The organism is Deinococcus aerophilus (assembly GCF_014647075.1).
Taxonomy (GTDB): Bacteria; Deinococcota; Deinococci; order Deinococcales; family Deinococcaceae; genus Deinococcus; species Deinococcus aerophilus.
Map to the genome: position 1 here is coordinate 43,463 of NZ_BMOM01000009.1, position 24,688 is coordinate 68,150.

General features: G+C 69.2%; 21 protein-coding genes. 14 read left to right on the forward strand and 7 right to left on the reverse strand.

Features of this window, described 5'->3' with window-relative positions; genetic code table 11:
* Positions 1-24: 24 nt before the first annotated feature.
* The 3 genes from IEY21_RS07630 (at position 25) to IEY21_RS07640 (ending at position 3,996) form a co-directional block, all read left to right on the forward strand.
* Positions 25-2,040, forward strand: a complete 2,016-nt coding sequence (locus tag IEY21_RS07630) for a peptidylprolyl isomerase (RefSeq protein WP_188903033.1) — start codon at positions 25-27, stop codon at positions 2,038-2,040.
* 152 nt (positions 2,041-2,192) lie between these two features.
* Entirely contained in the window at positions 2,193-3,191 is a 999-nt protein-coding gene (gene trpS, locus IEY21_RS07635) for a tryptophan--tRNA ligase (RefSeq protein ID WP_188903035.1), read from the forward strand.
* A 46-nt stretch (positions 3,192-3,237) separates the two neighbouring features.
* Positions 3,238-3,996, forward strand: coding sequence for a segregation and condensation protein A (locus IEY21_RS07640; protein WP_229752962.1), 759 nt, complete (start codon positions 3,238-3,240; stop codon positions 3,994-3,996).
* Positions 3,997-4,032: 36 nt separating this feature from the next.
* On the opposite strand, the gene IEY21_RS07645 is transcribed toward IEY21_RS07640, so the two are convergent.
* Positions 4,033-4,353, reverse strand: coding sequence for a YegP family protein (locus IEY21_RS07645; protein WP_188903037.1), 321 nt, complete (start codon positions 4,351-4,353; stop codon positions 4,033-4,035).
* Between the two features lie 74 nt (positions 4,354-4,427).
* Between IEY21_RS07645 and IEY21_RS07650 the strand changes: the two genes are divergently transcribed.
* Positions 4,428-5,285 (forward strand): endo alpha-1,4 polygalactosaminidase, encoded by an 858-nt coding sequence (locus IEY21_RS07650; protein WP_188903039.1) that lies wholly within the window; start codon positions 4,428-4,430, stop codon positions 5,283-5,285.
* 48 nt (positions 5,286-5,333) lie between these two features.
* Here IEY21_RS07650 and argC read toward each other — a convergent pair whose 3' ends face one another.
* The 3 genes from argC to argF all read right to left on the reverse strand — a co-directional run bounded on the left by argC (position 5,334) and on the right by argF (position 8,053).
* Complete coding sequence (gene argC, locus IEY21_RS07655; protein WP_188903041.1) at positions 5,334-6,266, reverse strand: N-acetyl-gamma-glutamyl-phosphate reductase; 933 nt, start codon at positions 6,264-6,266, stop codon at positions 5,334-5,336.
* Between the two features lie 213 nt (positions 6,267-6,479).
* Positions 6,480-6,998, reverse strand: coding sequence for a GNAT family N-acetyltransferase (locus IEY21_RS07660; protein ID WP_188903043.1), 519 nt, complete (start codon positions 6,996-6,998; stop codon positions 6,480-6,482).
* Positions 6,998-8,053 (reverse strand): ornithine carbamoyltransferase, encoded by a 1,056-nt coding sequence (gene argF / locus IEY21_RS07665; RefSeq protein WP_373290492.1) that lies wholly within the window; start codon positions 8,051-8,053, stop codon positions 6,998-7,000. The genes IEY21_RS07660 and argF overlap by 1 nt, the downstream gene beginning before the upstream one ends.
* 87 nt (positions 8,054-8,140) lie before the next feature.
* On the opposite strand from argF, the gene IEY21_RS07670 reads away from it, so the two are divergent.
* The 3 genes from IEY21_RS07670 (at position 8,141) to IEY21_RS07680 (ending at position 11,753) form a co-directional block, all read left to right on the forward strand.
* The gene (locus IEY21_RS07670; RefSeq protein ID WP_188903045.1) at positions 8,141-9,088 is read left to right on the forward strand and encodes an EamA family transporter; all 948 of its coding nucleotides are present in this window, start codon (positions 8,141-8,143) and stop codon (positions 9,086-9,088) included.
* Positions 9,089-9,195: 107 nt separating this feature from the next.
* The gene (locus tag IEY21_RS07675; protein WP_188903047.1) at positions 9,196-10,032 is read left to right on the forward strand and encodes a histidinol-phosphatase HisJ family protein; all 837 of its coding nucleotides are present in this window, start codon (positions 9,196-9,198) and stop codon (positions 10,030-10,032) included.
* An 8-nt stretch (positions 10,033-10,040) separates the two neighbouring features.
* Positions 10,041-11,753 carry a DNA polymerase/3'-5' exonuclease PolX gene (locus IEY21_RS07680; RefSeq protein ID WP_188903131.1) on the forward strand — a complete coding sequence of 571 codons (1,713 nt, stop codon included), beginning with the start codon at positions 10,041-10,043 and terminating at the stop codon, positions 11,751-11,753.
* A 286-nt stretch (positions 11,754-12,039) separates the two neighbouring features.
* On the opposite strand, the gene IEY21_RS07685 is transcribed toward IEY21_RS07680, so the two are convergent.
* Entirely contained in the window at positions 12,040-13,056 is a 1,017-nt protein-coding gene (locus tag IEY21_RS07685) for a hypothetical protein (RefSeq protein WP_229752963.1), read from the reverse strand.
* Positions 13,057-13,139: 83 nt separating this feature from the next.
* Complete coding sequence (locus tag IEY21_RS07690; RefSeq protein ID WP_188903049.1) at positions 13,140-15,440, reverse strand: endonuclease MutS2; 2,301 nt, start codon at positions 15,438-15,440, stop codon at positions 13,140-13,142.
* 130 nt (positions 15,441-15,570) lie between these two features.
* Between IEY21_RS07690 and IEY21_RS07695 the strand changes: the two genes are divergently transcribed.
* Positions 15,571-16,023, forward strand: a complete 453-nt coding sequence (locus IEY21_RS07695) for a TlpA family protein disulfide reductase (RefSeq protein ID WP_188903051.1) — start codon at positions 15,571-15,573, stop codon at positions 16,021-16,023.
* Here IEY21_RS07695 and IEY21_RS07700 read toward each other — a convergent pair.
* A complete protein-coding gene (locus tag IEY21_RS07700) occupies positions 16,020-17,309 on the reverse strand; it encodes a replication-associated recombination protein A (protein WP_188903053.1) in 1,290 nt (429 codons plus the stop codon). The genes IEY21_RS07695 and IEY21_RS07700 overlap by 4 nt on opposite strands.
* Before the next feature lie 77 nt (positions 17,310-17,386).
* Between IEY21_RS07700 and IEY21_RS07705 the strand changes: the two genes are divergently transcribed.
* The 6 genes from IEY21_RS07705 to IEY21_RS07730 all read left to right on the forward strand — a co-directional run bounded on the left by IEY21_RS07705 (position 17,387) and on the right by IEY21_RS07730 (position 24,659).
* The gene (locus IEY21_RS07705; protein WP_229752964.1) at positions 17,387-17,653 is read left to right on the forward strand and encodes a hypothetical protein; all 267 of its coding nucleotides are present in this window, start codon (positions 17,387-17,389) and stop codon (positions 17,651-17,653) included.
* 70 nt (positions 17,654-17,723) lie between these two features.
* Positions 17,724-18,914 (forward strand): DUF885 domain-containing protein, encoded by a 1,191-nt coding sequence (locus IEY21_RS07710; RefSeq protein ID WP_188903057.1) that lies wholly within the window; start codon positions 17,724-17,726, stop codon positions 18,912-18,914.
* Between the two features lie 178 nt (positions 18,915-19,092).
* Positions 19,093-21,054, forward strand: a complete 1,962-nt coding sequence (locus IEY21_RS07715) for an alpha-amylase family glycosyl hydrolase (RefSeq protein WP_188903058.1) — start codon at positions 19,093-19,095, stop codon at positions 21,052-21,054.
* Between the two features lie 524 nt (positions 21,055-21,578).
* Positions 21,579-22,613 carry a pyruvate dehydrogenase (acetyl-transferring) E1 component subunit alpha gene (gene pdhA, locus IEY21_RS07720; protein WP_229752967.1) on the forward strand — a complete coding sequence of 345 codons (1,035 nt, stop codon included), beginning with the start codon at positions 21,579-21,581 and terminating at the stop codon, positions 22,611-22,613.
* The gene (locus tag IEY21_RS07725; RefSeq protein ID WP_188903060.1) at positions 22,610-23,617 is read left to right on the forward strand and encodes an alpha-ketoacid dehydrogenase subunit beta; all 1,008 of its coding nucleotides are present in this window, start codon (positions 22,610-22,612) and stop codon (positions 23,615-23,617) included. The genes pdhA and IEY21_RS07725 overlap by 4 nt, the downstream gene beginning before the upstream one ends.
* Positions 23,618-23,705: 88 nt before the next feature.
* Positions 23,706-24,659, forward strand: coding sequence for a hypothetical protein (locus IEY21_RS07730; RefSeq protein ID WP_188903062.1), 954 nt, complete (start codon positions 23,706-23,708; stop codon positions 24,657-24,659).
* Positions 24,660-24,688: the final 29 nt, after the last annotated feature.

The window sequence follows — 24,688 nt, forward strand, 5'->3', positions numbered from 1 at the left end:
AGCACCTTGCGTAAAGGAGATCAAGTGAACCGAAAAAAAGTCGTGAACGTCCTGCTGGGCGTTCTGGCCCTGCTGCTGGTGGTGGGCATGGCCTACCAGTTCACCCCCAACGTGGCGGGGCTGTTCAACCGCCAGACCGGCACGCCCGCGCTGACGGTCAACGGCCAGACCGTGACGGTAGAACAGCTGGAAACGGCCCGCCGCAGCAACCCGGTCCTGAGCAGCACCGATACCGGCGTGCTGGGCGATGATTTCAAGACCTACGTGGTCGCCAGTCAGATTCGCCAGGAACTGATCACGCAGGGGGCCAGCGACATCAAGGTCAGCCGCGCAGACGTGAACGCCGAGGTGAACAAGGTCCGCGAGGCGAACAACTTCCAGGACAACAAGGCCTGGACCGACGCCCTGCAGGGTGCGGGCCTGACCGACGCCACCTACCGCGAACGGACCCGTCAGAACCTCGCAGTCCAGCGCAAGGCCGAGCAGCTGCGCGACGCCGTGCCCGCAGCCACCGACGCCGAGGCCAAGCTGTACTACGACCTCAACCCCCAGGCTTTCCAGAGTGACGCGCGCATCGTGGGCCGCCAGATCGTGGTGACCGACGAGGCCAAGGCCAAGAGCCTGCTCGCACAGATCCGGAGCGGCGCGGACTTCGCCGAACTGGCCGCCGCCAACAGCACCGAGAACAAGGACCGGGGCGGCGCCCTCGGCCCCATCGAGAACGGCGCTCCGCGTCCGGTCGCTCAGGTCGCGCTGCCCGCCGAGGTGGGCGCGGCGGCCTTCGCCCTCACGGGTGGGGGCGTGACCGACGTGGTGTCCAGCGGCGGTAAGTTCTACATCGTCCAGGTCGAGAAGTACCTGCCGCCCGCCGTCAAGCCCTACGCGGAAGCCAAGAGCGACGCCGTGACCGCCGTGACCGAGCAGAAGAAGAACGCTGCCCTGGAGCAGTGGATCACCGGTCTGGAGCGCGACGCCAAGATCGAGTACCAGGACCTCAACTGGAAGGTCGAGAACCCCACCGTGGCCGTGGTGGGCGACCGCAAGATTCCGTACTCGGACGTGATCGAGGGCGTGGTCACCAACCAGCAGTTCGCCTCGCTGCTTCAGCAGGTGCCGCCCGAACAGGCCGCGCAGCTGGTCAACGGCATCCTCAAGCCGCAGGTTACCGAGAGCCTGATCCAGAACTACGCCGCCCCCACCCTGGCCCAGAAGCTGAAGCTGCCCCTGGTCGGCACCCGTCAGGACATCGCGGCGGGACTGGCCGCCTACGGCGCGCGGGACGTGAAGGTCACCGACGCCGACCTGCAGGAGTACTACACGCAGAACAAGGCGCAGTTCCAGACCCCGGCCAGCGCCAACGTGACCGAGGCCAGCTTCCGCGACCGCAACCAGGCCCTGGCCTTCCGCACCGACTGGAAGGGCACCGGGGACTTCACGCAGGCCGCCGGTAAGGCCGGAGCCACCGTCAGCGAACGCGGCGCAGTGACCGCCGGCGACAGCAAGCTCAGCGAGGAACTGAACGCCGCCGTGTTCAGCGCCCAGAGCCTCAAGGACGCCGGCGAGGGCAGCCTGACCGACGTGGTCAAGGTGGGCGACCGCTACTCGCTGCTGTACGTGACCGACCTGAAGAAGGCCGAGACCCAGCCCCTGAGCGCCGTGCGGGCCCAGATTGAGCCGCAGGTGCTGGCCACCAAGAAGAACGAGGCCGGCCAGGCCTACCTGACCGAGCAGGTCGCCACCCTCAAGCCCGAGAACAACCTCAAGGCCGTGCTGGAAGCGCAGGAGAAGCGGGTCGCCGCCGCCGCGCCCAAACCCGCCGCCACGCCCGAGTCCACCACGCCCGCCACCCCGGGCAGTGACGCGCCGGTTCCCTCCGGCGAGGCCGCGACCCCCGCGACCGATACCCCCGAGACGGCCACTCCCGAGACCGACACTCCAGCCACCGGTACCCCGGCCACGGACGAAACCGCCACGCCCAGCGAGGGTACCGGCAGCGGAGCGGTCGAGAACGGCACTCCCGCCGCCCCGGTCAACCGCTAGAGTCTTTCTTTCTTCCCAAGTCTCTTTCAGGGGGCGGCCCAGCAGTGCGGGCCGCCCCCTGACCTATTGGTCCCCCCGGCGTACTGGGGGCGCGGCCGTCTGTGGCCGGCGGCCGGCCCCGACTGGCAGCGGCCCGCTAGAATGTCCCGGTTATGTCGCGCGTGTTTTCAGGAATTCAGCCCACCGGTGAGCCCCACATCGGCAACTACTTCGGGGCCATGCAGAACTACGTCAAGCTGGGCGAGCAGTACGGCAAGAACAGCCTGTACTGCGTGGTGGACCTGCATGCCCTGACCAACCCGGCGGCCTTCGACCGCGAACTGCTTGCCCAGCGCACCTTCGACATGGCGCTGGCGAACTTCGCGGTGGGCCTGGACCCCAGCAAGGTGATCTTCTTTGTGCAGTCGCAGGTACCCGAGCACCAGGAACTGAGCTGGATCTTCACCAACCTGACTCCAGTGGGCGAGCTGGAGCGCATGACCCAGTACAAGGACAAGGCCGGCCAGCTGGAGAGCGTTCCTGCCGGGCTGCTGATGTATCCGGTGCTGATGGCCGCCGACATCCTGCTGTACAAGGCCGACACCGTGCCGGTGGGCGAGGACCAGACCCAGCACATCGAGCTGACGCGTGAGATCGCCCGGCGCTTCAACCACACCTTTGGCGAGACCTTTCCGGAGCCCCAGGCCGTGTACACCAAAGACGCCCTGCGGATTCCCGGCGTGGACGGCCACGGCAAGATGAGCAAGAGCAAGGGTGAGAACAGCACCCTGGGCCTGCTGGAGGACCTGGGCTCCATCTGGCAGAAGCTGCGGGCTGCGCCCACCGACCCGGCCCGCGTGCGCCGCACCGATCCGGGCAACCCGGACGTGTGCCTGATCTTCGATTACCACAAGCTGTTCTCGGACCTGCCGACCATCGAGCTGGTGAACGTGGAGTGCCGCCGGGCGGGTATCGGCTGTGTGGACTGCAAGAAGAAGCTGATGGAGGGCGTGACCGCCACCCTCTCCCCCATCCAGGCGCGGGCCGCCGAGCTGGCCGAGCGCCCGGACGAGATCCGCGACGCGCTGGCGCAGGGCGCCCGGGAGGCCCGCGCCATCGCCGCGCCGGTCATGGAAGAGGTGCGCGAGAAGGTCGGTTTCCTGAAGCTGTGAGGGCGGGGCGCGGGGGCGGGGACGTGCGGGTGGGGAGACCGCGGGCTTGACGCTCGCCGTTCCCGCCAACGCTGCGCCGCCGGGTTCCCCCGGCTTCGTGGTCGAGTTGCCCGGCTTCAGCGGCACGCTGGCAGAACTGGCCGCCGCGCTGCGGGCCGGACGGGTGCTGCCGGAGGAGGTGGGCCTGCTCACGCTGACCCGGGGCGTGCTTGCCTGGGTCCACACCGTCACGGGCGGAGTGCAGGCCTTTACCGCGTCCCATCCCGACCTGCTGCCCACGCTGGCCACCGTGATCGCCCTGAAGGCCCGCTTGCTGTTGCCCGCACCGGAGCCTGAACCCTACGACGACGCCCCGGACGGCGATCTGGAAGGGCTCCTGGAGGGCGTCGAGGCGCTGGCCGAGCTGGACACGCTGGTGGGTTTTCTGGCCGCCCGCCGCCGCGAACGCGAGGGACTGCTCGCCGCCCGTCCCGCCCCGGTGAACCTGCCCCGGCGCGAACGCCCCCGCAATCCAGCCGGCAGCCTAGCCCGGCTGGTGCGGGCCGCGCAGAACGCCGTTCGCCCAGTGGACCTGCCCCTGCTCGCCCGCGAACGCCTGACGCTCGCCGACGCCCTGCACGCCCTGCGCGCCTTCGGCACCCGCCTGCGCCATTTCACCTTCCGGGGCCTGCCCGCCCAGGACTGGCCCGAACAGACCACCTACTTCGCCGCCCTGCTTGAGGGCGTCAAGGAAGGCACCTTCAGCGTGCAGCAGGCCGAGGTCTACGGCGAGATCACGGTGGAGTCGCATGTGGCCGAGGTCTAGGGCCTCTGCCCAGATGACTTCCAGCACGCTCCCTGCTCAGGTCTGGTCGTCCACCAGGCCTTCGGCCGCCGCGCGCTTTACAGCGTCCATGCCGCCGTGCGCCGCCGCCTCACTGGAGTAATGCTGGCTGGTGCCAATGACCTGACCATTGCCGGCCTTGAGGTTAAAGTGCCTGCCCGACTCGCTCAGCTCGTACCGGCTGTCATTGGCCGCATTCTGTTTCACGGAGGCAATTCCCTGTATCGCGGCGGCTTTGGTCACGTAACGCTCGCTGGTCAGTACCGTCTGGCCGTTGGCGGCCTGCAAGTTGAACATGAACTGCTCGCCAGATACTTTCAGAACAAATTTCGCTGACATGGTGAACCTCCAGAGCTCCATCATCGCTCTGCTCACCTTACTGCAGCCCCCCACCCGCGGCTTACAGTGATGGAATGAAAAGACGCTGGCCCTGGCTGTTGTTCCTGGTGGTCGGTGCCGGCATCGTGCAGGCGTGTGATGCGGGCAGCGCCCATCCGACCCTCAGTCCGCCCCCCGCCGGCCTGTACGGCTGGGACTGGCAGATCGGCGCGGCTGATGAAACCCATGTCGGCGTGCCTGAGGGCATCCGCCTCATTGATCTGGACGCCTTTGCAACCTCGGCGGCCACCGTCGCCCGCCTGAAGGCGGCGGGGCTGTACACCGTGTGCTACATCAACGCCGGCAGCTACGAACCGTACCGCCCCGACGCCGCGCGTTACCCGGCCCGCCTCAAGCTGGGGGTGGACCCCAACTGGACCGACGAGGCGTTTGTGGACGTGCGCGACGTGTTCCGGCCCCGCTCTGTGCTGGCCGATGTCCTGAAAGACCGCCTGCGCCTGTGCCGTGACAAGGGCTTCGAGGCGGTGGAACCGGACAACCTGCAAAACGACGAGAACGTGCCCGGCGGCGTCATCACGCTGCAGGATCAGGTGGACTTCAACGGCTGGCTCGCCGACGAGGCGCATGCCCTGGGGCTGGCGATCTTCCAGAAAAACGGCCCCGACAAGGTGCTGCTCAGGGACCGGACCGGGCAGCGGCTGGCCGACAAGTTCGACGGCATTCTCAACGAGAGCTGCCAGCGCTACGACGAATGCGCTCCGCTGGCCGAATACGTCCGGCGCGGCAAGCCTGCCCTGAACGTGGAATACGACCAGAAGTTCCTGAACTGCGCCGAGGCCCGCCGCCTGGGCATCAATTCCATGTTCAAGGACAAATATCTGGCGGGCCGGCAGGAAGCGGCGTACCGGCGGGTGGCCTGCCAGTCCCGGTAGAAGGCGAGGGAAAGGGAATCAGCCTCCTCCTTATGCGCTCAGATGCGCTCAGACCCCGGCACTGTGCAGGCCCAGCATCAGTTCCAGGTTCTGCACCGCTGCGCCGCCGGCTCCCTTGCCCAGGTTGTCGAGCCGCGCGGCGAGCACGGCACGTTCTCCCTGTGCCGAGCCGTACACGAACAGTTCCAGGTTATTCGTGCCGTTGAGCGTCTGCGGGTCCAGCACTTCCGGGTTGTCGGCCATCCCGAACACCCGCACGTAGCGCTGCCCGGCGTAATGGGCCTGAAGTGCCGCGTGCAGCGTCTGTGGGGTGGTGCCCAGTTCGCGCAGATGCAGCGGGATGGTCACGGTCATGCCCTGCGCCCACGCACCCACGTTCGGTGTGAAGATCGGCGTACGGCTCAGGCCCCCGTAACGCATCGTTTCGGGAATGTGCTTGTGGCCCAGGCCCAGCGCATATCCCAGGAATGCGCCCTTCATGGGGTGCGCCTCGTTCTTCTCGTGGGCGTCGACCAGCGCCCGGCCTCCACCCGTATACCCGCTGTAGCCCTGAATGCTCACCGGGAACTCCGGCGGAATCAGGCCCGCCGCCGTCAGCGGGGCAAGCAGCGAGATTGCCCCAGTGCTGTAGCACCCTGGGTTCGCCACGAACCGCGCCGCGCGGATCCGTTCCGGCTGCGCCGCGTTCAGCTCCGGGAAGCCGAACACCCATGCCGGGTCCACACGGTGCGCCGTACTCGCGTCCAGCAAACGGGCCGCCGGATTGGTGGTGAGCGTGACCGCCTCACGCGCCGCGTCGTCATGCAGGCACAAGATGCTCACATCCGCCGCGTTCAGCAACTCCGCCCGCGCCGCCGGGTCCTTGCGCCGCGCCGGATCGATGCTCAGCAACTCGATATCCGCGCGGCCCTCCAGCCGTTGCCGGATCTGAAGACCGGTCGTTCCGGCCTCACCGTCAATAAATACCCTGGGTACCGTCATGATTGATTCTCCATCGGGGAATGCGTGACCTGCGCGTGCAGGCGTTCCAGTGGCATGTCTGGGAACGTTCCCGGCTTCTGGTGCGTCCAGAAGTCCGGCGTCAACGGATCGGGCTGTCCTCGCCCTGCCCGCTGCCCTTCGTGTCTGTCTTCTCCCACCACACATAAGCGTCCGGGGCTGCCCTTGCGGGGAGAAATGGAGCTTCAGCCGCCGTCATGCCGTCCATTCTGTCCCGAGCAGGGCGTACCGCGCGTCATCGGTCCACTCGCCCCGGTGCCAGTAACTCCGGAGGGCGGTGCCCTCATAGCGGAAACCCAGACGGATCAGGAGGGCAGCCACAGGCGTGTTGCGCGGGTCGGTACTCGCGCGCAGGCGGTGCAACCCCAGCTCCGTGAAGGCGTGCGTGATCAGGGCGTGCAGGGCCTCGCGGGCGTATCCGTGCCCCTGGGCGGACCGGGCCAGGGTGACGCCCATTTCGGCCTGCTGGTTATGGGTGTTCAGCGCCACGTCGCCCAGCAAGGTGCCGCCGTGCAGGGTGACGGCCCGCTGCACCCAGCCGGGCGCGCCCAGTGGCCGGTCCGAAACCAGTCCCGCCACCGAGTCGGGCGTGGCGGGCAGCGCCCAGCCCTGGTACCGCGCGACCTGCGGATCGTTGCGGTAGGCCAGCACGGCGGGCAGGTCGTCCGGCGTCAGGGGCCGCAGGGTCAGGCGAGGGGTGGTCAGGAGGGTCATTACCAGCGGGGCTTCATGTCGCCCATGACGTGGTACAGCAGCGCCTTCTGGGCATGCAGTCGGTTCTCGGCCTGATCGAAGACGCGGCTCTTGGAGTGTTCGGTGGCCTCGGGCACGGTCTCCTCGCCGTAGTGGGCGGGCAGGCAATGCAGGAAAATCCCGTGCGGGGCCAGCGTGTCGAGCATTTCCGGGGTGACCTGGTAGCCTTGAAAGGCGCGGCGGCGGATGTCCGCCTCGGCTTCCTGCCCCATGCTGATCCACACGTCGGTGTACAGCACGTCGGCTCCGGCGATGGCGGCGAGGTCGTTGGTGAGGGTGACGTTTACTCCGGCCCTCACCGCATCCATCAGGACTCCGGCGTTGGGTTCGTAGCCGACGGGCGTGACGATGGTGACGTCGGTGCCGGTCAGGATGCCCATGTGGATGTGGCTGTTGGCGAGGTTGTTGCCGTCGCCGATGTACACGACGCGGCGGCCCCTGAGGTCGGTGCCGAATTCTTCCTCGATGGTTTGGTAGTCGGCGAGCAGCTGCGCGGGGTGCAGCATGTCGCTCAGGCCGTTGATCACCGGAACGGCGGCGTGGTCGGCCAGCTCATTGAGCGTCTGCTGCAGGTACACCCGGCCCATCACGCCGTCCACCCAGCGCTCGAGGTTGCGCGCCACGTCACTGACGCGCTCGCGGGTGCCCAGGCCGATCTCGGTGTTCGACAGCGTGATGGCGTGCCCGCCCAGCTGGTACATGCCGACATCGAAGGTGGTGCGCGTCCGCAGGGACGCTTTCTCGAACACCAGCGCGAGGCTCAGGCCTGCCAGGGGCTTGACCGCGCGCCACTCGCCGCGCTTCATGGAGTGGGCGGTGTCCATCACCGCGCGCAGCTCGGCGGCCGTCATGTCCAGATTGCTCAGGAAATCGCGGCCCGCCATCACCGGACGGGGCAGGGTCTCCGGGGTCAACAGCGCAGAATTATTCACGGCAGCCTCCGCAGCGGACGGCGCCTTCCCGGCCTTTTTTCCGGTTGGACTGGCTTTTCTGGTGGACTTGGCGGCCTTGGTCATAGAGAGTAAGTATACGTCCTGAGTGTGTAAAGATGCATCCGGCTGACCCGGACGGCCGGGCGGACCCGGGAGTAAACTCCGCATCAGATGACCCCCCGCCCCGCCACCATACCGCCTGCACATGCCGGGCCCGGAACCCAGTCGCTGGGCCTGCGGGGACTGCTGCTCGCCCTGCTGATCACCCTGATCTGGGGGCTGAACTTCGTGGTGATCAAGTGGTCGGTGGCGGACGCTCCTCCGCTGCTGGTCGCGGCGCTGCGCTTTGCGGTGGCGGCTGTGCCCGCCGTCTTTTTCGTGCGGCGCCCCGCCGTGTCTGCGCGCGTGCTGTGGAGCTACGGGCTGGCGGTGGGGGTGGTGCAGTTCGGGCTGCTGTATCTGGCGGTGGGGCTGGGCCTCAGCGCGGGGCTGGGCTCGCTGCTGATGCAGGTGCAGGCCTTCTTCACCGCCCTGCTCGCCGCCACCTTCCTGGGCGAGCGCATTCAGCCGTGGCAGGTCGCGGGAATGGTGCTCGCCTTTGGCGGCATGGGCCTGATCGGCGCGCTCGCGGGCGGGGACGTGACGGCCCTGACCCTGGGCCTGACGCTGTTTGCCGCGCTGGGGTGGGCAGTCAGCAACCTGCTCGTGCGCGCCGCGGGCGGGGCCAACATGTTCTCGCTGGTGGTCTGGAGCAGTCTGGTGGCCCCGCTGCCGCTGACCTTGCTCGCCGGCCTCACCGAGGGCTGGGACCGGGTGGCCCACACGCTGCTGCACGGTGGGTGGGAGCTGTGGGCGGCCGTGCTGTACATGGGTCTGGGCAACACCGTCCTGGGCTTCGGGGTGTGGTCGCTGTTGATCCAGCGCCACGGGGCCGCGCGGGTCGCGCCGCTGTCCCTGCTCGTTCCCGTGTTCGGGCTGCTCGCCAGCGCCGCCGTCTACCACGAGGGTTTTCCACTCGGAAAGGGTGTGGGCGCCGCCCTGATCGCCGGAGGGCTGCTGCTGCATGTCTTCGGGCGGCGGGTGTGGCCGCTCAACAGGCCCGAACGCCTGGCCGGATAGGCCGCCTCCCAGACCGGAGGGCCGAAATACGCGGGACCCGGGCAAGTCTTGAGGGGTCTTGAGGTTGTTTGGTGACGTCCGCTGCCTCAACCCAGTACGCTTACCTCATGTCCACCGTTTCGCGGTTTCTCGACTCTCACCTGCATACCCCGCTGTGCGGTCACGCTTCGGGCGAGCCGCGCGAGTATGCGCAGGCGGCCCTGGACGCGGGGCTGGCCGGTCTGTGCTTTACCGACCACTCCCCCATGCCCCGCTGGTACGACGCACCGTGGCGCATGCGCATAGAACAGCTGTGGCAATACGTGGAGAAGGTGCAGGACGTGCAGGCCGAGTTCGCCGGTCGGCTGGACGTGCGGCTGGGCCTGGAGGCCGATTTTCATCCCGGCACCGAGCGGTTCGTGGAGCGGCTGCTCGGCGTCCACGAGTGGGATTACGTGATCGGCAGCGTCCACTACATCGGCGCGTGGGGCTTTGACAATCCCGAATTCACCGATGAGTACGGCGAGCGTGATCTGGGCGGCCTGTACCGCGACTACTACACGCTGGTGGAGGGAGCGGCCCGGTCGGGGCTGTTCGATGCCCTCGGCCACCTGGACCTGCCCAAGAAGTTCGGACACCGCGATCCGGACGGCGCGGCCGCGCTGCGGACGCTGGACACCGTGGCGGCCGTAGGCCTGGCGCTGGATTTCAACACGGCGGGCTGGCGCAAGCCGGTCGCCGAGGCCTACCCGGCGCCGCAACTCGTCCGGGCCGCCGCCGAACGCGGCATCCCCTTTGTGCTTGGCAGCGACGCCCACAAACCCGGCGAGGTGGGATACCGCTTTGCCGAGGCGGCGGCGCAGATCGAAAACGTGGGGGGCCGCATCGTGACGTATGCGGGGCGGGTGCGGCAGGAGTCGGCGCAAGGAGACGCGCTGACCGCTGGCCCCCAGGACCCCGCGTGAATACAGACATGACCCGCAAGTCGCTGGTTCATGCCCTGAACACCACCGCCGACCTGCTGGACCTGCTGGGCGAGGAGGCGTTCCGGGCGCAGGCGTACCGCAGCGCGGCGCGCAGCCTGGAGGGGCTGGAGGCGGAGGTGTCCGAACTCGCTGCCCGGGAGTTTGCGGGTATTCCCAAGGTGGGCAAGAACATCGCCGCCGAGCTGAGCGCCCTCGTTGACACCGGACTGTTCGGGCCGCTGGAGGAGGCCGCCCGCCAGATTCCTCCGGGCGTGCTGGACCTGTTCCGGGTGCGCGGGCTGGGGCCCAAGAAGATCCGCACGCTGTGGGATGCGGGCCTGGACTCGCTGGAGGAGCTGCGGGCCGCCGCCCGGGACGGGCGGGTGGCGGCCATCAAGGGGTTCGGAGCCCGCAGCGCGGCCACCATCCTTGAAGCGGTGGAGTTTGCCCTGGAGGCCCAGGAGCGGCAGGCCCTGAGCACCGGGCTGGACGTCGCCGCGGCCCTGGCGGCGCGGCTGACCGATCTGGACGCGCGCATCTCCGGCGACGCGCGGCGCGGACTGGACACCGTGCGCGCCGCCCGAGTGACCGTGACCGGCACGGCCGACGACGTGACCCGGCGGCTGGAGGGCGTGGTGGAGGGCCTTGGTCCGGTCGAACACAAACCCGTGCTTGCTGGCCGGGTGAATGGCGTGCCGGTAGAGGTCGCGTACGCGGACGCCGCGGCGCGCGGCGCTCTGGACCTGATGATGGGCGGCAGCACGGCCTACCGTGAGGCGCTGCGGGCCGAGGCGAAGGCGCGGGGCTTTGACCTCAGCGGGCGCGGACTGAAGCGCGGCGGGGTGCTGATTCCGACCCCACAGGAACACGACGTGACCGGCACCCTGGGGCTGCCGCTGCGCCCGCCGGAATACCGCGAGCCCGAGCACGACGCCGTGTGGCAGACGCTGCCCCCCCCCGAGGAACTGGTCACGGTGGCCGACCTGCGCGGCATGCTGCACACCCACTCGGTGTGGTCGGACGGCGCGGCCACCATCCGCGACATGGTGGGCAGCACCCTGGAGCGGGGCCACGCCTTTTTGGGCACCGGCGACCACTCCCGGTCGGCGCATTACGCCAACGGCCTGAGCCTGGAACGGCTGCATGGATACATCGCCGAGATCCGGGAGCTTCAGGCAGAGGGCCTCCCGGTCCTGGCCGGGGCCGAGGTGGACATCCTGCAGGACGGCTCGCTGGACTACCCGGACGAGGTGCTCTCGGAACTGGACTATGTGGTCGCCAGCGTCCACAGCCTGTTCACGCTGGACCCGGCCCGGCAGACCGAACGGCTGATCCGGGCGGCCTCACACCCACTGATCACGGTGCTGGGCCACCCCACGGGCCGCCTGCTGCTGCGCCGCCCCGGCTACGCCCTCGACCTCGACGCGGTGCTCGCCGCCTGCGAGGCGAACGGAACGGTGGTGGAGATCAATGCCAACGCCTCCCGCCTGGACCTGGACTGGCGCGACGCGCTGCGCTGGCGTGAGCGGCTGACCTTTGCCATCAACACCGATGCCCACGTGCCCGGCGGCCTCGCCGACGCCCGCTTCGGGGTGGCAGTGGCGCGCAAGGCGGGGCTGAGACCGCAGCAGGTCGTCAACACCCTGGACCTGACGGAATTCCGGGCCTTCGTGGCGCGGCAGCGGGCGCAGCGCGCAGCGCCGTCACCGTCCACCGGCTGACCCCACGGACAGCGGGCGCAACAGACAGTGGCCGCCACAAGGAAGTGGGCGCAGCGGCTCTGTGAAGGGAGCCGCTGCGCCCGTGCTGCGCGTCACACCGGACAAGAACCGCGTGGCTGGCCGCTGCCTCCCGCCTCTCCTCCCGGCCGCCCTGCGACCACGCGCAGGAACCGGAAGGTCCCCGGCGGCGGCACGCGGTCGGTCGCCAGGGCTGAGGGCAGTGTAGGAGGCGCACTCTTGCACAGTCCTCACGGCCGGCGCCATGAACACGGCGCCGGCCCCGGCGCTATTTGGGCAACGACACCAGACTGATCAGCCAGTGGGCGTCCCGGCCTCCGGGGCCCCACTGGTAGCCGATACTGGGGCCAAACATGCTCGGCAGCGCCGAGGTCCGCAGCAGGACGTCGCCGTACAGGTAGGTGTAGTCGGCCGTCCAGTTGCGGGTCAGGCGGCTGCGCACCGCCCCCACACGCAGCGCGGAGTCTGCTCCCGGCAGGCGGTAGGTGACGTTGAAGTTGCTCTCCTCGTAACGGCCCGCGCCAAAATCGGCAATGGGCACGCTGCCGGCGGCGAAGCGCTCCAGGTGTGAGCCTTCCAGCAGCAGCCCCGGGAGCGGCGAGTAGTTGGCGCTGAGGTTCAGGTCAAAGCTGGCCTGGGCTTCCTGCTGGGCCGGAAAGGTGTACAGCCGGCCCGTGGCCCTCAGCGCCGCGTTGACCTTGCCAAACGACCGGGGGGCAAAGTTGCTGACCTCGCTGTAGCTGTACGGCGCACTGACCGCGCTGCGGGCGGCCAGCCCCACCGTGTTGAGCAACCGGAAGCGGCCCTCGTTCTGCGTGAATGCGTAGCCGAAGGTCAGGCGCGACAGGCCCTCCGGCCCCTGGACGAGCCCGCTCCACTGCACTCCGGAGGGCAGGTTCTGGCCCATCTCCGCCCGGGGCATCCCGGAAAAGACTCCCACCGCCACATTCAGCGTGCCCAGGTTGCCACTCAGCCCGTAGTCCAGGGCGGCCGGAGTCTTGACCAGCGACACGCGCAGGTCTGCCGCAAGCGGCAGCGGCAGATACCGCACTCCGAAACCGCTGGTGCTGGATGCCATGACAGCCGTGGCGCCAAAGCGGTCCATGTAGCCGGGCGGCAGCTGCAGGCCAAAGGGCGCGGGCGCGCTTTGTGTCTGCGCCCCAGCCACCGGGAAGGCAGCCAGCCCGGCGAGCAGGAGGCTGCCCAGGGAACGCAGGCGACGAAAAGGGCGGGGCGAGGAAATCCGGACGATCACACCGTCCATGGTGACGCATTTCTCTGTCATCCGTCTGACCGGTTCTTCCATTCCCGGCACCCGTCCTCACAGCGCGGCCCTACCCACCGACCCAGATCAGGAAGTGCGCCGCCTCAGCGCCGGATGTTCACGATGGTCACGCCGTGGCCCCCCTGGTTGGGTTCGGCGTCGTGAAAGGACTCCACCTTCTTGTCGGTCTTGAGGTAATCGCGCAGCAGCCGCCTGAGCACGCCCTGGCCCTTGCCATGCACCACCCGCAGCGGCGACTCCTTGAGGGCGTGGGCCTCCAGCACGGCGGTGCGCAGTTCCTCGACGGCCTCCTCCACCCCCAGCCCCCGCAACTGCAGCTCGTTGCTGAAGGTGCTGGGGCTGGTCCCGGCAAAGCCGGAGCGTGCGCCGCGGCCCACCGGCGCGGTGACCTTGGGCTGCGGCTTGAGACGCACGTCGCGCCGCTTGACGCCCACCTTCATTACGCCGAGCTGCACCACCAGATTGTCGCCGCGCAGTTCCAGCACCTGACCGCTCGCGTTGTAGGCGGGCACATCCACGATGTTGCCCACCCGAATCGGGTCGCCGCGCTCCTCACGCACGGGGGGAGCGGGGCGGACCTTCTGGGCGGCGGTGCGCAGCTCGCGCAGTTCCTGCATGACGCGCGGGCGGGCGCTGTCCTCCTGGGCGCGGGCGCGCAGGCTGCGGACCCGCTCGATGGCGTCGGCGTAGAGCGTCTCGGCCTTCTGGGCCGCCTCGGCGAGCATCTCGCTGCGGCGGGCCTCCAGGGTGTCGCGCTCCTGCCGGACCCGGCCCAGCTCGGCCTCGGCCTCGCGCCGGGCGCTGGCGGTGTCCGCAAGCTGCGCGGCCAGCTCGGCGCGTTCGCGCTCCAGGCCCTCGAGCATGCGCTCCATGATTCCGGCCTCCGGCCCGAGCAGGCCCTCGGCGCGCGCGAGCACGTTTTCCGGCAGACCCATGCGCCGCGCGATCGCGAGCGCGTAGCTGCGGCCCGGCTGCCCGACCTGCAGGTGGTACGTGGGGGCCAGCGTCTCGAGGTCAAAGCCCATGCTCGCGTTCTTGAGGCCCGGCGTTTCCAGCGCAAAGAGCTTGAGCGGCGAGAGGTGCGACGTGATGATGCCGCGCGCGTCCTGCGCGAGCAGGGTCTCGATGATGCCCTGCGACAGCGCCGCGCCCTCGTCCGGGTCGGTGCCGCTGCCCAGCTCGTCCACCAGTACCAGCGTGTCCGGCGAGGCGTAGCGCAGCACATACCGCAGGTGCTTGAGGTGCGAGGCGAAGGTACTCAGCGAGGCCTCGATGCTCTGCTCGTCCCCGATGTCCACGAGCACGTCGCTGACGACCGGCAGCCGGGCGCGGGCGGCGGCAACGTACAGCCCGCACTGGTGCATCAGCACGGCCAGCCCCAGCGTCTTGAGGGTGGCCGTCTTGCCCCCCATGTTCGGGCCGGTAATCAGCAGCAGTTTTGTCTCGCCCAGCCGGATGTCGTTCGCCACCGGATTCTCGATCAGGGGGTGGCGGGCCTCGCGCAGGTCGTAGGTGCCGTCCGTGACCGCCTCGGGACGGTTCAGACGCCAGTCGCGGGCCAGCCGGGCGCGGGCCGCGATCAGGTCCAGCTCGCCGATGGTCATCAGCGTCATGGGCACCTCGGCGTCCTGCGCGAGCAGGCCCGAGAGTTCGCTGAGGATGCGCCGCACCTCGGCCTCCTCATCCAGAATCAGGCGGGTCAGCTCGTTGTTGAGCTGGGTCACCGCCGCCGGTTCCACGAAGTAGGTCTGTCCGGTGGCCGAGGCGTCCACGATGATGCCCTGCACCGTGGACACCCGGCTGGCCTGCACCGGCAGCACGTAGCGGTCGCGGCGGATGGTCACGATGTTTTCCTGCAGCACGTCCGCCCACTTCTCCAGCGTGGCTGCCAGCCGCTCGCGGATGCGCCCGCGCAGCGGCTCGATGCGTTTGCGCAGGTCGCGCAGGCGCGGAGAGGCGTCGTCGCGCACGCCGCCGTCGCGGTCCAGGGCCGAGAGCACCCGCCGGATCAGCTCGGCGTGTTCGCCCAGGCCCAGGGCCACCTCGCGCAGCGGCCCGCGCGAATTGGCGTGGATGGCCCGCTTGACGGTCATCGCGCCGTCCAGCGAGTACGCGGCGTTCAGCAGTTCCTGTCCCGAGAGCACCCGGCCCTCGGCGGCCCGCGCGTGCAGTTCGCGGATGTCCTGAATGCCGCCCAGGCTCAGGCTCACGCCGAACAGCGCGTCGTCCACCTCATCGAGTTCACGGGCGATGCGCCCCGCGTCGTCCGAGGGGGCCAGCGCCCGCGCCCGTTCCACGCCCAGCGAGGTGCTGCTGCGCTCGGCAAGGGCGTCACGAATACGGGGAAAATCCAGGGCAGACAGGGCGCGGGCATCAAACGGCATCTCATGGGGAGCATAACAACGCCGGGGGGAGGAAATCGTGCGCGTAGTGGCTTAGGCGCTGAAGCTTGCGTGAGGGAACCCTTGCCCGGACGCTCACGTACCGGGGAGCATTCACGCACAGGAGGTCGGCATGTCCCAGACCGCAAAATCTCAAAAGCAGATCAGACTCAGGGTGCCGCCGGTCATCGGTGTCCTGCTGGAGCGCCTGCTCACCGCCTCCACCGTCCGGGCGGGCGCCACCGTTCCGCCGCCGCCCGCGCTGGAACTGACCGGCCGGACGCTGCTGTACTTCAAGGCCGAGGGCTGCGTGGGGTGCGACCGGCTCGATCTGTTTATCGGGCGGCTGGCCTGCGCCTGCGGGCTGGACCTGCGGGTCATTGACGCGCGGCGCGGCGAACTGCCCGAGCACGGATACGGCGAACAACTCGTGCTGGATCACGGCGGCAGGATCGGGCGGGCCTACCGCGTGGGCGTATTCCCCACCCTGGTCCTGACGGGTCCAGCGGGCGTTATAGAACGGGTCGTGGTGGGAGGCAGCCCGGAAGAAGGGGCCATCCGGGCGGGGCTGGGGCTGGACGCCTAACCCTTCTCGCCTTCCTCTCCCTCCCCGTGGGCGTCTTGCAGCTTGCGCCAGCGCTCTGCCACCCGCGCCTCCCAGCCCTCACCGGTCGGAGCATACAGGCCCAGATGCACGCCGTCCGGCAGGTAGTTCTGCGCGAAGGAGCCTTCCGGATCGTCGAAGTAATACGCGTACCCCTGACCGTACCCCTGCTGGCGCATCAGCCCGGTGGGAGCGTTGCGCAGGTGCAGCGGCACCGGCAGGGTCTCTCCTTCCCGTACCGCGCCCACCGCCCTTTTCCAGGCCAGGTACACACTGTTGCTCTTGGGGGCCAGGGCCAGGTACACCACCGCCTGGGCCAGCGCCAGGTCTCCTTCCGGACTGCCCAGAAAATCGGCGGTGTCGCGGGCCGCAACTGCCAGCCGCAGCGCCTGCGGATCGGCCAGCCCGATGTCCTCGGCGGCCATGCGCACGATACGGCGGGCCACGTACATGGCGTCCGCGCCGCCCTCCAGCATGCGCGCGAGCCAGTACAGCGCTCCGTCCACATGGCTGCCGCGCACCGATTTGTGCAGCGCGGAAATCAGGTTGTAAAAGTCCTCGCCGTTCTTGTCCATGGCGGGCAGGTGGCGGCCAAAGGCCTCGGTCACGGCGTCGGGGGTCACCGGGTTGGCGAGGGTGCTCGCCACCTCCAGCGTGCCCAGCGCGCGCCGGGCGTCCCCCTCGGCCAGCCGCGCGAGCAGGTCCAGGGCCTCGGGCTCGGCCGTCACGCCGCTCAGGCCGCGCGGATCGTTCAGCGCCCGGTCCAGCAGGCCGCGCACCTCCTCATGGGTCAGGGCCTCAAGGACCAGCGTCCGCGCCCGTGAACGCAGCGCCGGGTTGACCTCAAAGCTCGGGTTCTCGGTGGTTGCGCCGATCAGGGTGAGCAGCCCGGACTCCACGTGCGGCAGCAGGGCGTCCTGCTGGGCCTTGTTGAAGCGGTGAATCTCGTCCAGAAACAGGATGGTCTTCTGGCCGCGCCCGCGCAGCCGCTCGGCCTCGGCGGTGGCCTCGCGCACATCCTTGACCCCCGCCGACACCGCCGACAGCGCAATAAAGTGCGCGCCGACCTCGCCCGCGATCAACCGCGCCAGCGTCGTCTTGCCCACGCCCGGCGGACCCCATAGGATCAGCGACCCCAGACGGCCCGACTGCAGTACCCGCGTCAGGGGTTTGCCCGGCCCGAGCAGATGAGACTGTCCCACCACCTCGGCAACGGTGCGGGGACGCAGACGTTCGGCCAGGGGCGCGGGAGGATCGAACAGGGTCACCGGGCGAGGATAGACGCTCTGGCCAGAAACGTTGTGGACGGAATCCCGTTTGGTCCGGTCCGTTTATGCTGGCCGGTATGGACTTTGCCAGACAGGTGGAACTCGCAGCCTTTCCTCCCGGCGTGGTGGTGACGCGGCGCACCATCCCCGAAGGCCACGTGTTCCGGGCGGCCCAGCCGGGGCACGGGCTGGAACTGCTGCTTACCCGCGACGCCCTGCGGATGTACGGCGAGGGGCCCACGGTAGCGCTGGCCCTGGAACACCTGAAGAAGGCGGCGCAGGCCGGGCTGCCCGAGGTGGGCGGGGACGGAACGTATCAGCGGGCGGTGTTCGTGGGGGACTGAGCCAGCGCCGGCGAGAGGCCCCCGGCGACCCTTCTCCCACGTTCTGTTCCCTGGCCCTATTCTGCCGGGCATGGACTTTGCCGAACGCTACATCCGCCTCGCCCACGCCATCGACGCCCATTCCGAGGGGTTTATCGACGGCTACGGCGGTCCATCCGAGTGGGCCGACCGCACCCGGCGCGACCCCGCCGCCCTCCAGGCCGAGGCTCAGGAACTGCAGGCCGACGTGTCCGGGGTGGCGGACGACGCCCGGCGCGAGTTCCTGCGCGTGCAGGTTTCGGCCATGCACACCATGACCCGCCTGATTGCGGGCGAGGCTCTGCCCTACACCCAGGAAGTGCGCGGCCTGTACGACATTGACCCGGTGCGGGCCGACCCCACCGAACTGGACGCCGCCCTGGACGCCCTGGAAACGGCCGTGCCCGGAAGCGGCCCCCTGACCGAACGGCTTGAAGCGTTGCGGACCCGGGTGGCCCTGCCGCAGGGCGACATCCTGCGGGTGGCACAGCCGATTTTGCACGAACTGCGCGGGCGGGTGCAGCGGCGCTTCGGACTGCCGGACGGAGAGGACTTCGCCATCGGGCTGGTGTCCGACAAACCCTGGGGCGGGTACAACTGGCCGCTGGGCAACCTGAAAAGCCGCATCGACATCAACACCGACCTGCCGGTTCTGCTGACGGGTCTGCCCGACCTGCTTGCCCATGAGGGCTATCCCGGCCACCACACCGAGCACGCGACCAAGGAGGCGCTGCTCGTGCGCGAATACGGCTGGCACGAGCACAGCATCCAGCTCATCAACGCCCCCGAATGCGTGGTGAGCGAGGGCGTCGCCACCAACGCCCTGGACGCCGTGATGGACCGGGCCGAGGTCGAAGACTGGCTGACGGGCGAACTCGCGGTTCTGGCGGGGCTGCACAGCGCAGACATCCGGGCATTCCTGAACGCCGCCCACGCCCGCGAAGGTCTGAAAAACGTGCGCGGCACCGCCGCCCTGATGCTGCATGAAGACGGGCAGGCCGAGGAGGAGGTCGTGGCCTTTTTGCGCCGCTATGACCTCGCCACCGAGGAGCGGGCGCGTCAGGCGTTGCGCTTCATTCAGAACCCCAACTTCCGCGCGTACATCTTCACCTACAGCGTGGGCGGCGCACTGGTGCGCGGGTGGGTGCAGCGGCACGGGGCCGAGGGATTCGCACGCTTGCTGCGCGAACCGCTGACGCCCGGACAGCTGGCCCTGGCCCCGCAGCCTGCCGCCGCCCACTAGCCCTCCACCAGTGCCCGGTCCGGGGGCGGCGCTCCGGCGCACGCCCCCGCTGTTTTCCTGCCCCCCAAATGAAGTTTCGCTCAAACTTCCCGGCTTAAAAACGGCGTGGTATGTTTGGCCGGCACATTATCAATGTCCGGCTCCACTGCAGGTGGGGCCCGTTTTTCTGGGGGTTTCCATGAACCGTTGCCGTGGTCTGTTGCCTGCTCTGTCCGTTGCCCTGTTGCTCGGGTCCTGTGCCCAGGGACCTTCACCTGCCGCATCTGGAACCGATTCCACATCCTCCCTGTCCGGACAGACCATCAGCGGAACCAACATCGAGGCGTGGCAGAAACAGGTGATCTATCTGGTCATGCCCGACCGGTTCTACAACGGCAACACGGCCAACGACGGCCTGGGGCAGGCCAGCTGCTTTGACAAGGCGAGCGCCACCAAGTTTCATGGCGGAGACCTCGCCGGGCTGCGCAACAAGCTGCCGTACATCCGTGATCTGGGAGCCACCACCGTCTGGACCACGCCGGTGTACAAACAGGTGGGTCTTGTCAACGGCAGCCAGTGCGGCTACCACGGTTACTGGCCGGACTACACCATCCCGGACGACACCGCCCTGGAGCCCAAGCTGGGCACCAGCGCCGACCTGAACGGATTGATCGGCGACCTGCACGCCGCTGGCCAGAAATACATGATGGACATGGTGGTCAACCACGCCGGGTACGGAGCACGGATCGTCTCGCAGCAGCCCGGGTGGTTTCATGCCGACTGCAGCGGCGACGACATCACCTGCCCGCTGGCCGGTCTGCCGGACTTCCGCCAGGAGGACAGTGCCGTCGCCACCTACCTGACCAACCTTAGCAAGACCTGGACCAGCACCTACGCCCTCGACGGCATCCGCATGGATACGGTCAAGCACGCCCCCACCACCTACTGGCAGAACTCCTGGGTGCCCGGGGTGCTCGGTGCGCGGCCCAACACCTTCCTGCTCGGCGAGGTCTTCGATTCGGGCAATCTGGGCAAGCTGAAGACCTACCTGGACGCCGGCTTCGACTCGACCTTCAACTTCCCGCTGCGTCAGGCGATGGTGGACAGTCTGGGGCGCGGCGGCAGTCTGGACGCCCTGGCCGCCCGCACGCAGGACACCCTGAACACCTTCGGCCTGAGCCGCACCCTGCTGCAGGTGAACCTGCTGGACAACCATGACGTGCCGCGTTTCGTGAACGAGCCGGGCGTGGGCGTCCCCGAGGCCGAGATCCGCACCCGCTACGCGCTGGCCCTGGGCTCGCTGATGACCCTGCCCGGCATTCCGCAGCTGTACTACGGCAACGAGCTGGGCATGTACGGCGGCTCCGATCCCGACAACCGCCGCGATATGCCGACCTGGGCCTGGACCGACAGCGGCCGCAACGCCACCCAGGCGAACTTCATGGCAGGAGGCGGCACACCCAAGTCCACCTTCGACCTCACCAAGAAGCTGATCGGCATCCGTACCGGCGCCCCCGCGCTGTGGAAGGGCAACTACGCGGAACTGTGGCGGCCCAACGGTGGCCAGAATGTGTTCGCCTTCTACCGGGGCAGCGGCAGCAGCCGGGTTGTGGTGGTCCTCAATTCCTCGGCGAGCAGCGCCACCGTGAATCTGGACCTGCAGGGCAACGCCGGCATCAGCGCCGCCGACAAGGCGGCCCTGCCCAACGGCACGGTCTTCAACGACCTGCTTGCCGAGGGAGCGCCGGGCAGCGTCACCGTGGCCGGCGGCAAGCTGCCGGTCACGCTGGGGGCCGGCAAGATGGGCATCTACCGCGCCGGAGCCGCAGGCAGCGGGGGTGGCGGCGGGTCCACCACCATCACCTTCCAGGTCACGGCGAATACGTTCTACGGTCAGGACGTGTATCTGGTCGGGGACCGCAGTGAGCTGGGCGCGTGGAACACCGGCTCGGCGCTGGCCATGACCGCCAGCGGATGCTCGGGCAGCACCTGCACCTGGAAGACCACCGTCAGCCTGCCGCCCAGCGTGGCCCTGCAGTTCAAGTTCATCAAGAAACCCGGGGACAGTGGTGCGGGCGTGACCTACGAGGGCGGCAACAACCGCAGCTACACCACCCCAGCCTCGGGCAGCGCCACCTACAACGGCGGCACCTGGCAGTAACGCCTGCCCAGTTCCAGGGAACACGGCTCCGGATTGCACGACTCTGGAGCGCACACTTCAAATGCACAGGGGGGGCGCCGAATCGGAAACGGTGCGGCCCCCCCTGCCCTTTCAGGTCGGCCACGCCGCCGGTTCGGCCCGCACGAACGCCCGTTTGGTTTCGGTCCGCGTGGCTGCTACGCTGGGGCTTCCACCCCACCGGGCCTGCGCCCTGCTTTATCCCCAACGAACCTCCATGCCACACTTCCCGCGTTCCTGCCCGCCCGAGTCTCCCCCGGAACCGCGCCGCCTGCTGAACCAGCGCCGCGCTCCCTGACCGTCTGCCTGGATTCCGCCCCGTTCCATGCGGACGGCCGCCTGCCCCTGCTTCTGTTGTTCCCAGGTCACTGACCGGAGGTCGCATGACCCGTTCCAAATCCAAGACCAAGTCCGTTTCCGCTTCCACCGTGACCCCGCCCATGGGCACCCTGCCCAGCGACGCCGCCCTGGACGCGGCCGCCGCTGCGTACGCCAACGCCGGGGACATGTTCCAGCTGCTCACGCCCGAGGGCACAGCCACCGGGGCCGCCGAGCTGCCGGACCCCGAGACCCGGCTGCGCCTGTACCGCGAGATGCGCCGCGCCCGCCACTTCGACGACCGCGGATGGGTGCTGTACCGCCAGGGCCGCCTGGGGGTCTTTCCGCCTTTCGGGGGCATGGAGGCCAGCCAGTGCGGCACCGCCGCCGCCCTCACCGCCGACGACTGGCTGTTTCCCACCTACCGCGACACCGGCGCGGCCCTGACCCTGGGCCTGCCCATCGCGCGGGCGCTGGCGTACTGGCGCACCTCGCCGCACGGCTGGGCCATGCCCGAGAACCTCAAGGTGCTGCCGTTCTACATTCCCATCGCCACCCAGTACCCGCACGCGGTCGGGGCGGCGCTGGCCGAGAAACGCAAGGGCACGCGCAACGTGGCAATGGCCTACATCGGGGACGGCGGCAGCTCGGAGGGCGACTTTCACGAGGCCCTGAACTTCGCGGGCGCGCTGGACGCTCCGTGCGTGTTCATCCTGCAGAACAACGGCTGGGCCATCAGCGTGCCCACGCGCAGCCAGACCCGCGCCACCAACCTCTCGCGCCGCGCCGAGGGTTACGGCATTCCCGGCGTGCGGGTGGACGGCAACGACGTGCTCGCGACCTACCACGTGACCCGCGAGGCCGTGGAACGCGCCCGCAACGGCGGCGGCCCCACCCTGATCGAGACCGTGACGTACCGGGTCAAGCCGCACACGGTGGCCGACGATCCCAGCCGATACCGCACCGAGGAGGACAACGCCGGGTGGGACGCCAAGGACCCGGTGCTGCGTCTGCGGACCCATCTGCTCGCCGAGGGCCTGATGACCGAGGCCTCGGAGGCCGCGCTGCTCAAGGAGGTGGCCGACGAGTTCGAGGCGGCCCTGCAGGAGGCCGACGGCTACCCCGAGCCGACCCCCGCCGAGATTCTGGACCACGTCTTTGCCGAGCCCACCCCCCAGCTGGCCCGCCAGCGCGCACAGATTCTGGCCGAGGAGAACGCATGACCGCCGCCGCACCCCGCACCGAAACCCGGACCATGACCATGGTCGCCGCCATCAACGACGCCCTGGACCTGGCGCTGGCCGCCGATCCGACCGTCCACATCTTCGGCGAGGACGTAGGCGTGATGGGCGGCGTGTTCCGGGCCACCGACGGCCTGCAGGCCAGGTACGGTGCCGAGCGGGTCTTCGATACGCCGCTGGCCGAGGCCGGCATCGTGGGCATGGGCATCGGCATGGGCCTGGCCGGACTCAAGCCGGTGGCCGAGATCCAGTTCGCGGGCTTTCTGTACCCGGCGCTGGATCAGGTGCTCTCGCACCTGGGGCGCTACCGCCACCGCACCCGCAGCCGCTACCACCTGCCCATGGTGGTGCGCGCGCCCTACGGCGGCGGTGTTCATACCCCCGAGCAGCACGCCGACAGCCCCGAGGCCATCCTGGCGCACACCCCCGGAGTCAAGGTCGTGATTCCCAGCACCCCCAGCGACGCCAAGGGACTGCTGCTGTCTGCCATCAACGATCCGGACCCGGTGTTCTTCTTTGAGGCCATCAAGCTCTACCGCAGCGTCAAGGAAGACGTTCAGACCGGCGACTACCGCATTCCGCTGGGCAAGGCGCGCGTGGTCACGGAAGGCAACGACGTCACCGTGATCTGCTACGGCGGCATGGTGGAGGTGGCCCAGAAGGCCGCCGCCGCCGCCCAGAGCGCCGGCATCGGCGTGGAGGTCATTGACCTGCGGACCCTGGTGCCGCTGGACACCGAGACCATTCTGGAGAGCGTGCAGAAAACCGGCCGCGCCGTGGTGGTCACCGAGGCGCCGCGTACGGGCGGGTTCCACAGTGAGATCAGCGCGATCATCGCCGAAGAGGCCATCGAGTACCTGCACGCCCCCGTCGTGCGGGTCACCGGCTTCGACGCGCCCTACCCCCCCTTCACGGCCATCGAGGACGTGTACCGCCCCAATGCCGTGCGGGTGGCGCGGGCGATCCGGCAGGTCATGGAGTACTGAACACCGGGCGGCCGGCGGCGAAGTTGTGGGGCCGGTGAACCCTGCGCTCCCTTCCTGTGGCCTGTTGCCCCGGATGTTACCCTGCCCCATGCCCAGCGCCCACCTGACCCCGGAGGCCTTCGCCCGCGCCCGCGCGTTCGTGCTGGAGGGGGGCCGGGCCCTGGACGCCGCGCGGTTTCGCCACGCCTTTGAGGGCGGGGAGGCCGGCGGGGTGCTGGACGCGCTGAGGGCCTACCGCAACGATGACGGCGGCTTTGGACAGGCCCTGGAACCGGACCTGCGCGCTCCCCACAGCAGCGTCCTGGCGACCCTGATGGCGCTGCGGGCACTGCAGGATCTGGATGTACCCGCCGACGAACCGCTGCTGGAAGGCGCGGTGGCCTGGCTGCACACGCAGCTGCACACCGACGCGGACGGCAGCGTGTGGCCCTTTGTGCCGCCGCAGGCCGAATCCCATCCGCACGCGCCGTGGTGGAACCAGCGCCCGCCGGGCGAGCTGGCCCGGACCTTCGGCGGCTTCCGGGTCAATCCGCGCGCCGAACTTGTGGGCCGGCTGTGGCGCTGGCCGGCGCTGTGGCCGGACGGTCTGCTCGCCCAGCTGACGCTCGAAGCGCGGGACGCGGTGCTCGCCGGGCTGGAGGAGGGGGACGCGAACGGCCACGCGGCGGCGGCCGTCTTTGCCGGAACGTCCCAGATTCCCGACGACCACCGCCTGCCGGTGCTGGAGTATCTGGCCGACGTGCTGCCCGGCCGGGTTCAGACCATCCCGGAGGAGTTTGCCCAGCACGGCCTGAACCCGCTGATGGTCGCGCCGACGCCGGGGCACCCGCTGGCCCACGCCTTGGAAGAACCGCTCAGCGCAGCCCTGGCCCACCTGATCGGCGCACAGGCCGCGGACGGCAGCTGGGGACCGACCTGGACGTGGTTCGGACAGTTCCCCGAGACGTGGCCCGAAGCCGAGGCCGAGTGGCGCAGCGCCCTGACGCTGGACGCGCTGCTGACCCTGAAGGCATGGGGCCGACTGGAGCAGACGAGCGAATAGAATCGGTCACCAGAAAGAAAGACCGCCCG

What these genes read in the sequence shown, in the direction of transcription:
- trpS (WP_188903035.1), top strand. Translation starts at nt 2,193, where the DNA reads ATGTCGCGCGTGTTTTCAGGAATTCAGCCCACCGGTGAGCCCCACATC.
- IEY21_RS07645 (WP_188903037.1), bottom strand. Translation starts at nt 4,353, where the DNA reads ATGTCAGCGAAATTTGTTCTGAAAGTATCTGGCGAGCAGTTCATGTTC.
- IEY21_RS07650 (WP_188903039.1), top strand. Translation starts at nt 4,428, where the DNA reads ATGAAAAGACGCTGGCCCTGGCTGTTGTTCCTGGTGGTCGGTGCCGGC.
- argC (WP_188903041.1), bottom strand. Translation starts at nt 6,266, where the DNA reads ATGACGGTACCCAGGGTATTTATTGACGGTGAGGCCGGAACGACCGGT.
- IEY21_RS07660 (WP_188903043.1), bottom strand. Translation starts at nt 6,998, where the DNA reads ATGACCCTCCTGACCACCCCTCGCCTGACCCTGCGGCCCCTGACGCCG.
- argF (WP_373290492.1), bottom strand. Translation starts at nt 8,053, where the DNA reads ATGACCAAGGCCGCCAAGTCCACCAGAAAAGCCAGTCCAACCGGAAAA.
- IEY21_RS07670 (WP_188903045.1), top strand. Translation starts at nt 8,141, where the DNA reads ATGACCCCCCGCCCCGCCACCATACCGCCTGCACATGCCGGGCCCGGA.
- IEY21_RS07675 (WP_188903047.1), top strand. Translation starts at nt 9,196, where the DNA reads ATGTCCACCGTTTCGCGGTTTCTCGACTCTCACCTGCATACCCCGCTG.
- IEY21_RS07680 (WP_188903131.1), top strand. Translation starts at nt 10,041, where the DNA reads ATGACCCGCAAGTCGCTGGTTCATGCCCTGAACACCACCGCCGACCTG.
- IEY21_RS07685 (WP_229752963.1), bottom strand. Translation starts at nt 13,056, where the DNA reads ATGACAGAGAAATGCGTCACCATGGACGGTGTGATCGTCCGGATTTCC.
- IEY21_RS07690 (WP_188903049.1), bottom strand. Translation starts at nt 15,440, where the DNA reads ATGCCGTTTGATGCCCGCGCCCTGTCTGCCCTGGATTTTCCCCGTATT.
- IEY21_RS07695 (WP_188903051.1), top strand. Translation starts at nt 15,571, where the DNA reads ATGTCCCAGACCGCAAAATCTCAAAAGCAGATCAGACTCAGGGTGCCG.
- IEY21_RS07705 (WP_229752964.1), top strand. Translation starts at nt 17,387, where the DNA reads ATGGACTTTGCCAGACAGGTGGAACTCGCAGCCTTTCCTCCCGGCGTG.
- IEY21_RS07710 (WP_188903057.1), top strand. Translation starts at nt 17,724, where the DNA reads ATGGACTTTGCCGAACGCTACATCCGCCTCGCCCACGCCATCGACGCC.
- IEY21_RS07715 (WP_188903058.1), top strand. Translation starts at nt 19,093, where the DNA reads ATGAACCGTTGCCGTGGTCTGTTGCCTGCTCTGTCCGTTGCCCTGTTG.
- pdhA (WP_229752967.1), top strand. Translation starts at nt 21,579, where the DNA reads ATGTTCCAGCTGCTCACGCCCGAGGGCACAGCCACCGGGGCCGCCGAG.
- IEY21_RS07725 (WP_188903060.1), top strand. Translation starts at nt 22,610, where the DNA reads ATGACCGCCGCCGCACCCCGCACCGAAACCCGGACCATGACCATGGTC.
- IEY21_RS07730 (WP_188903062.1), top strand. Translation starts at nt 23,706, where the DNA reads ATGCCCAGCGCCCACCTGACCCCGGAGGCCTTCGCCCGCGCCCGCGCG.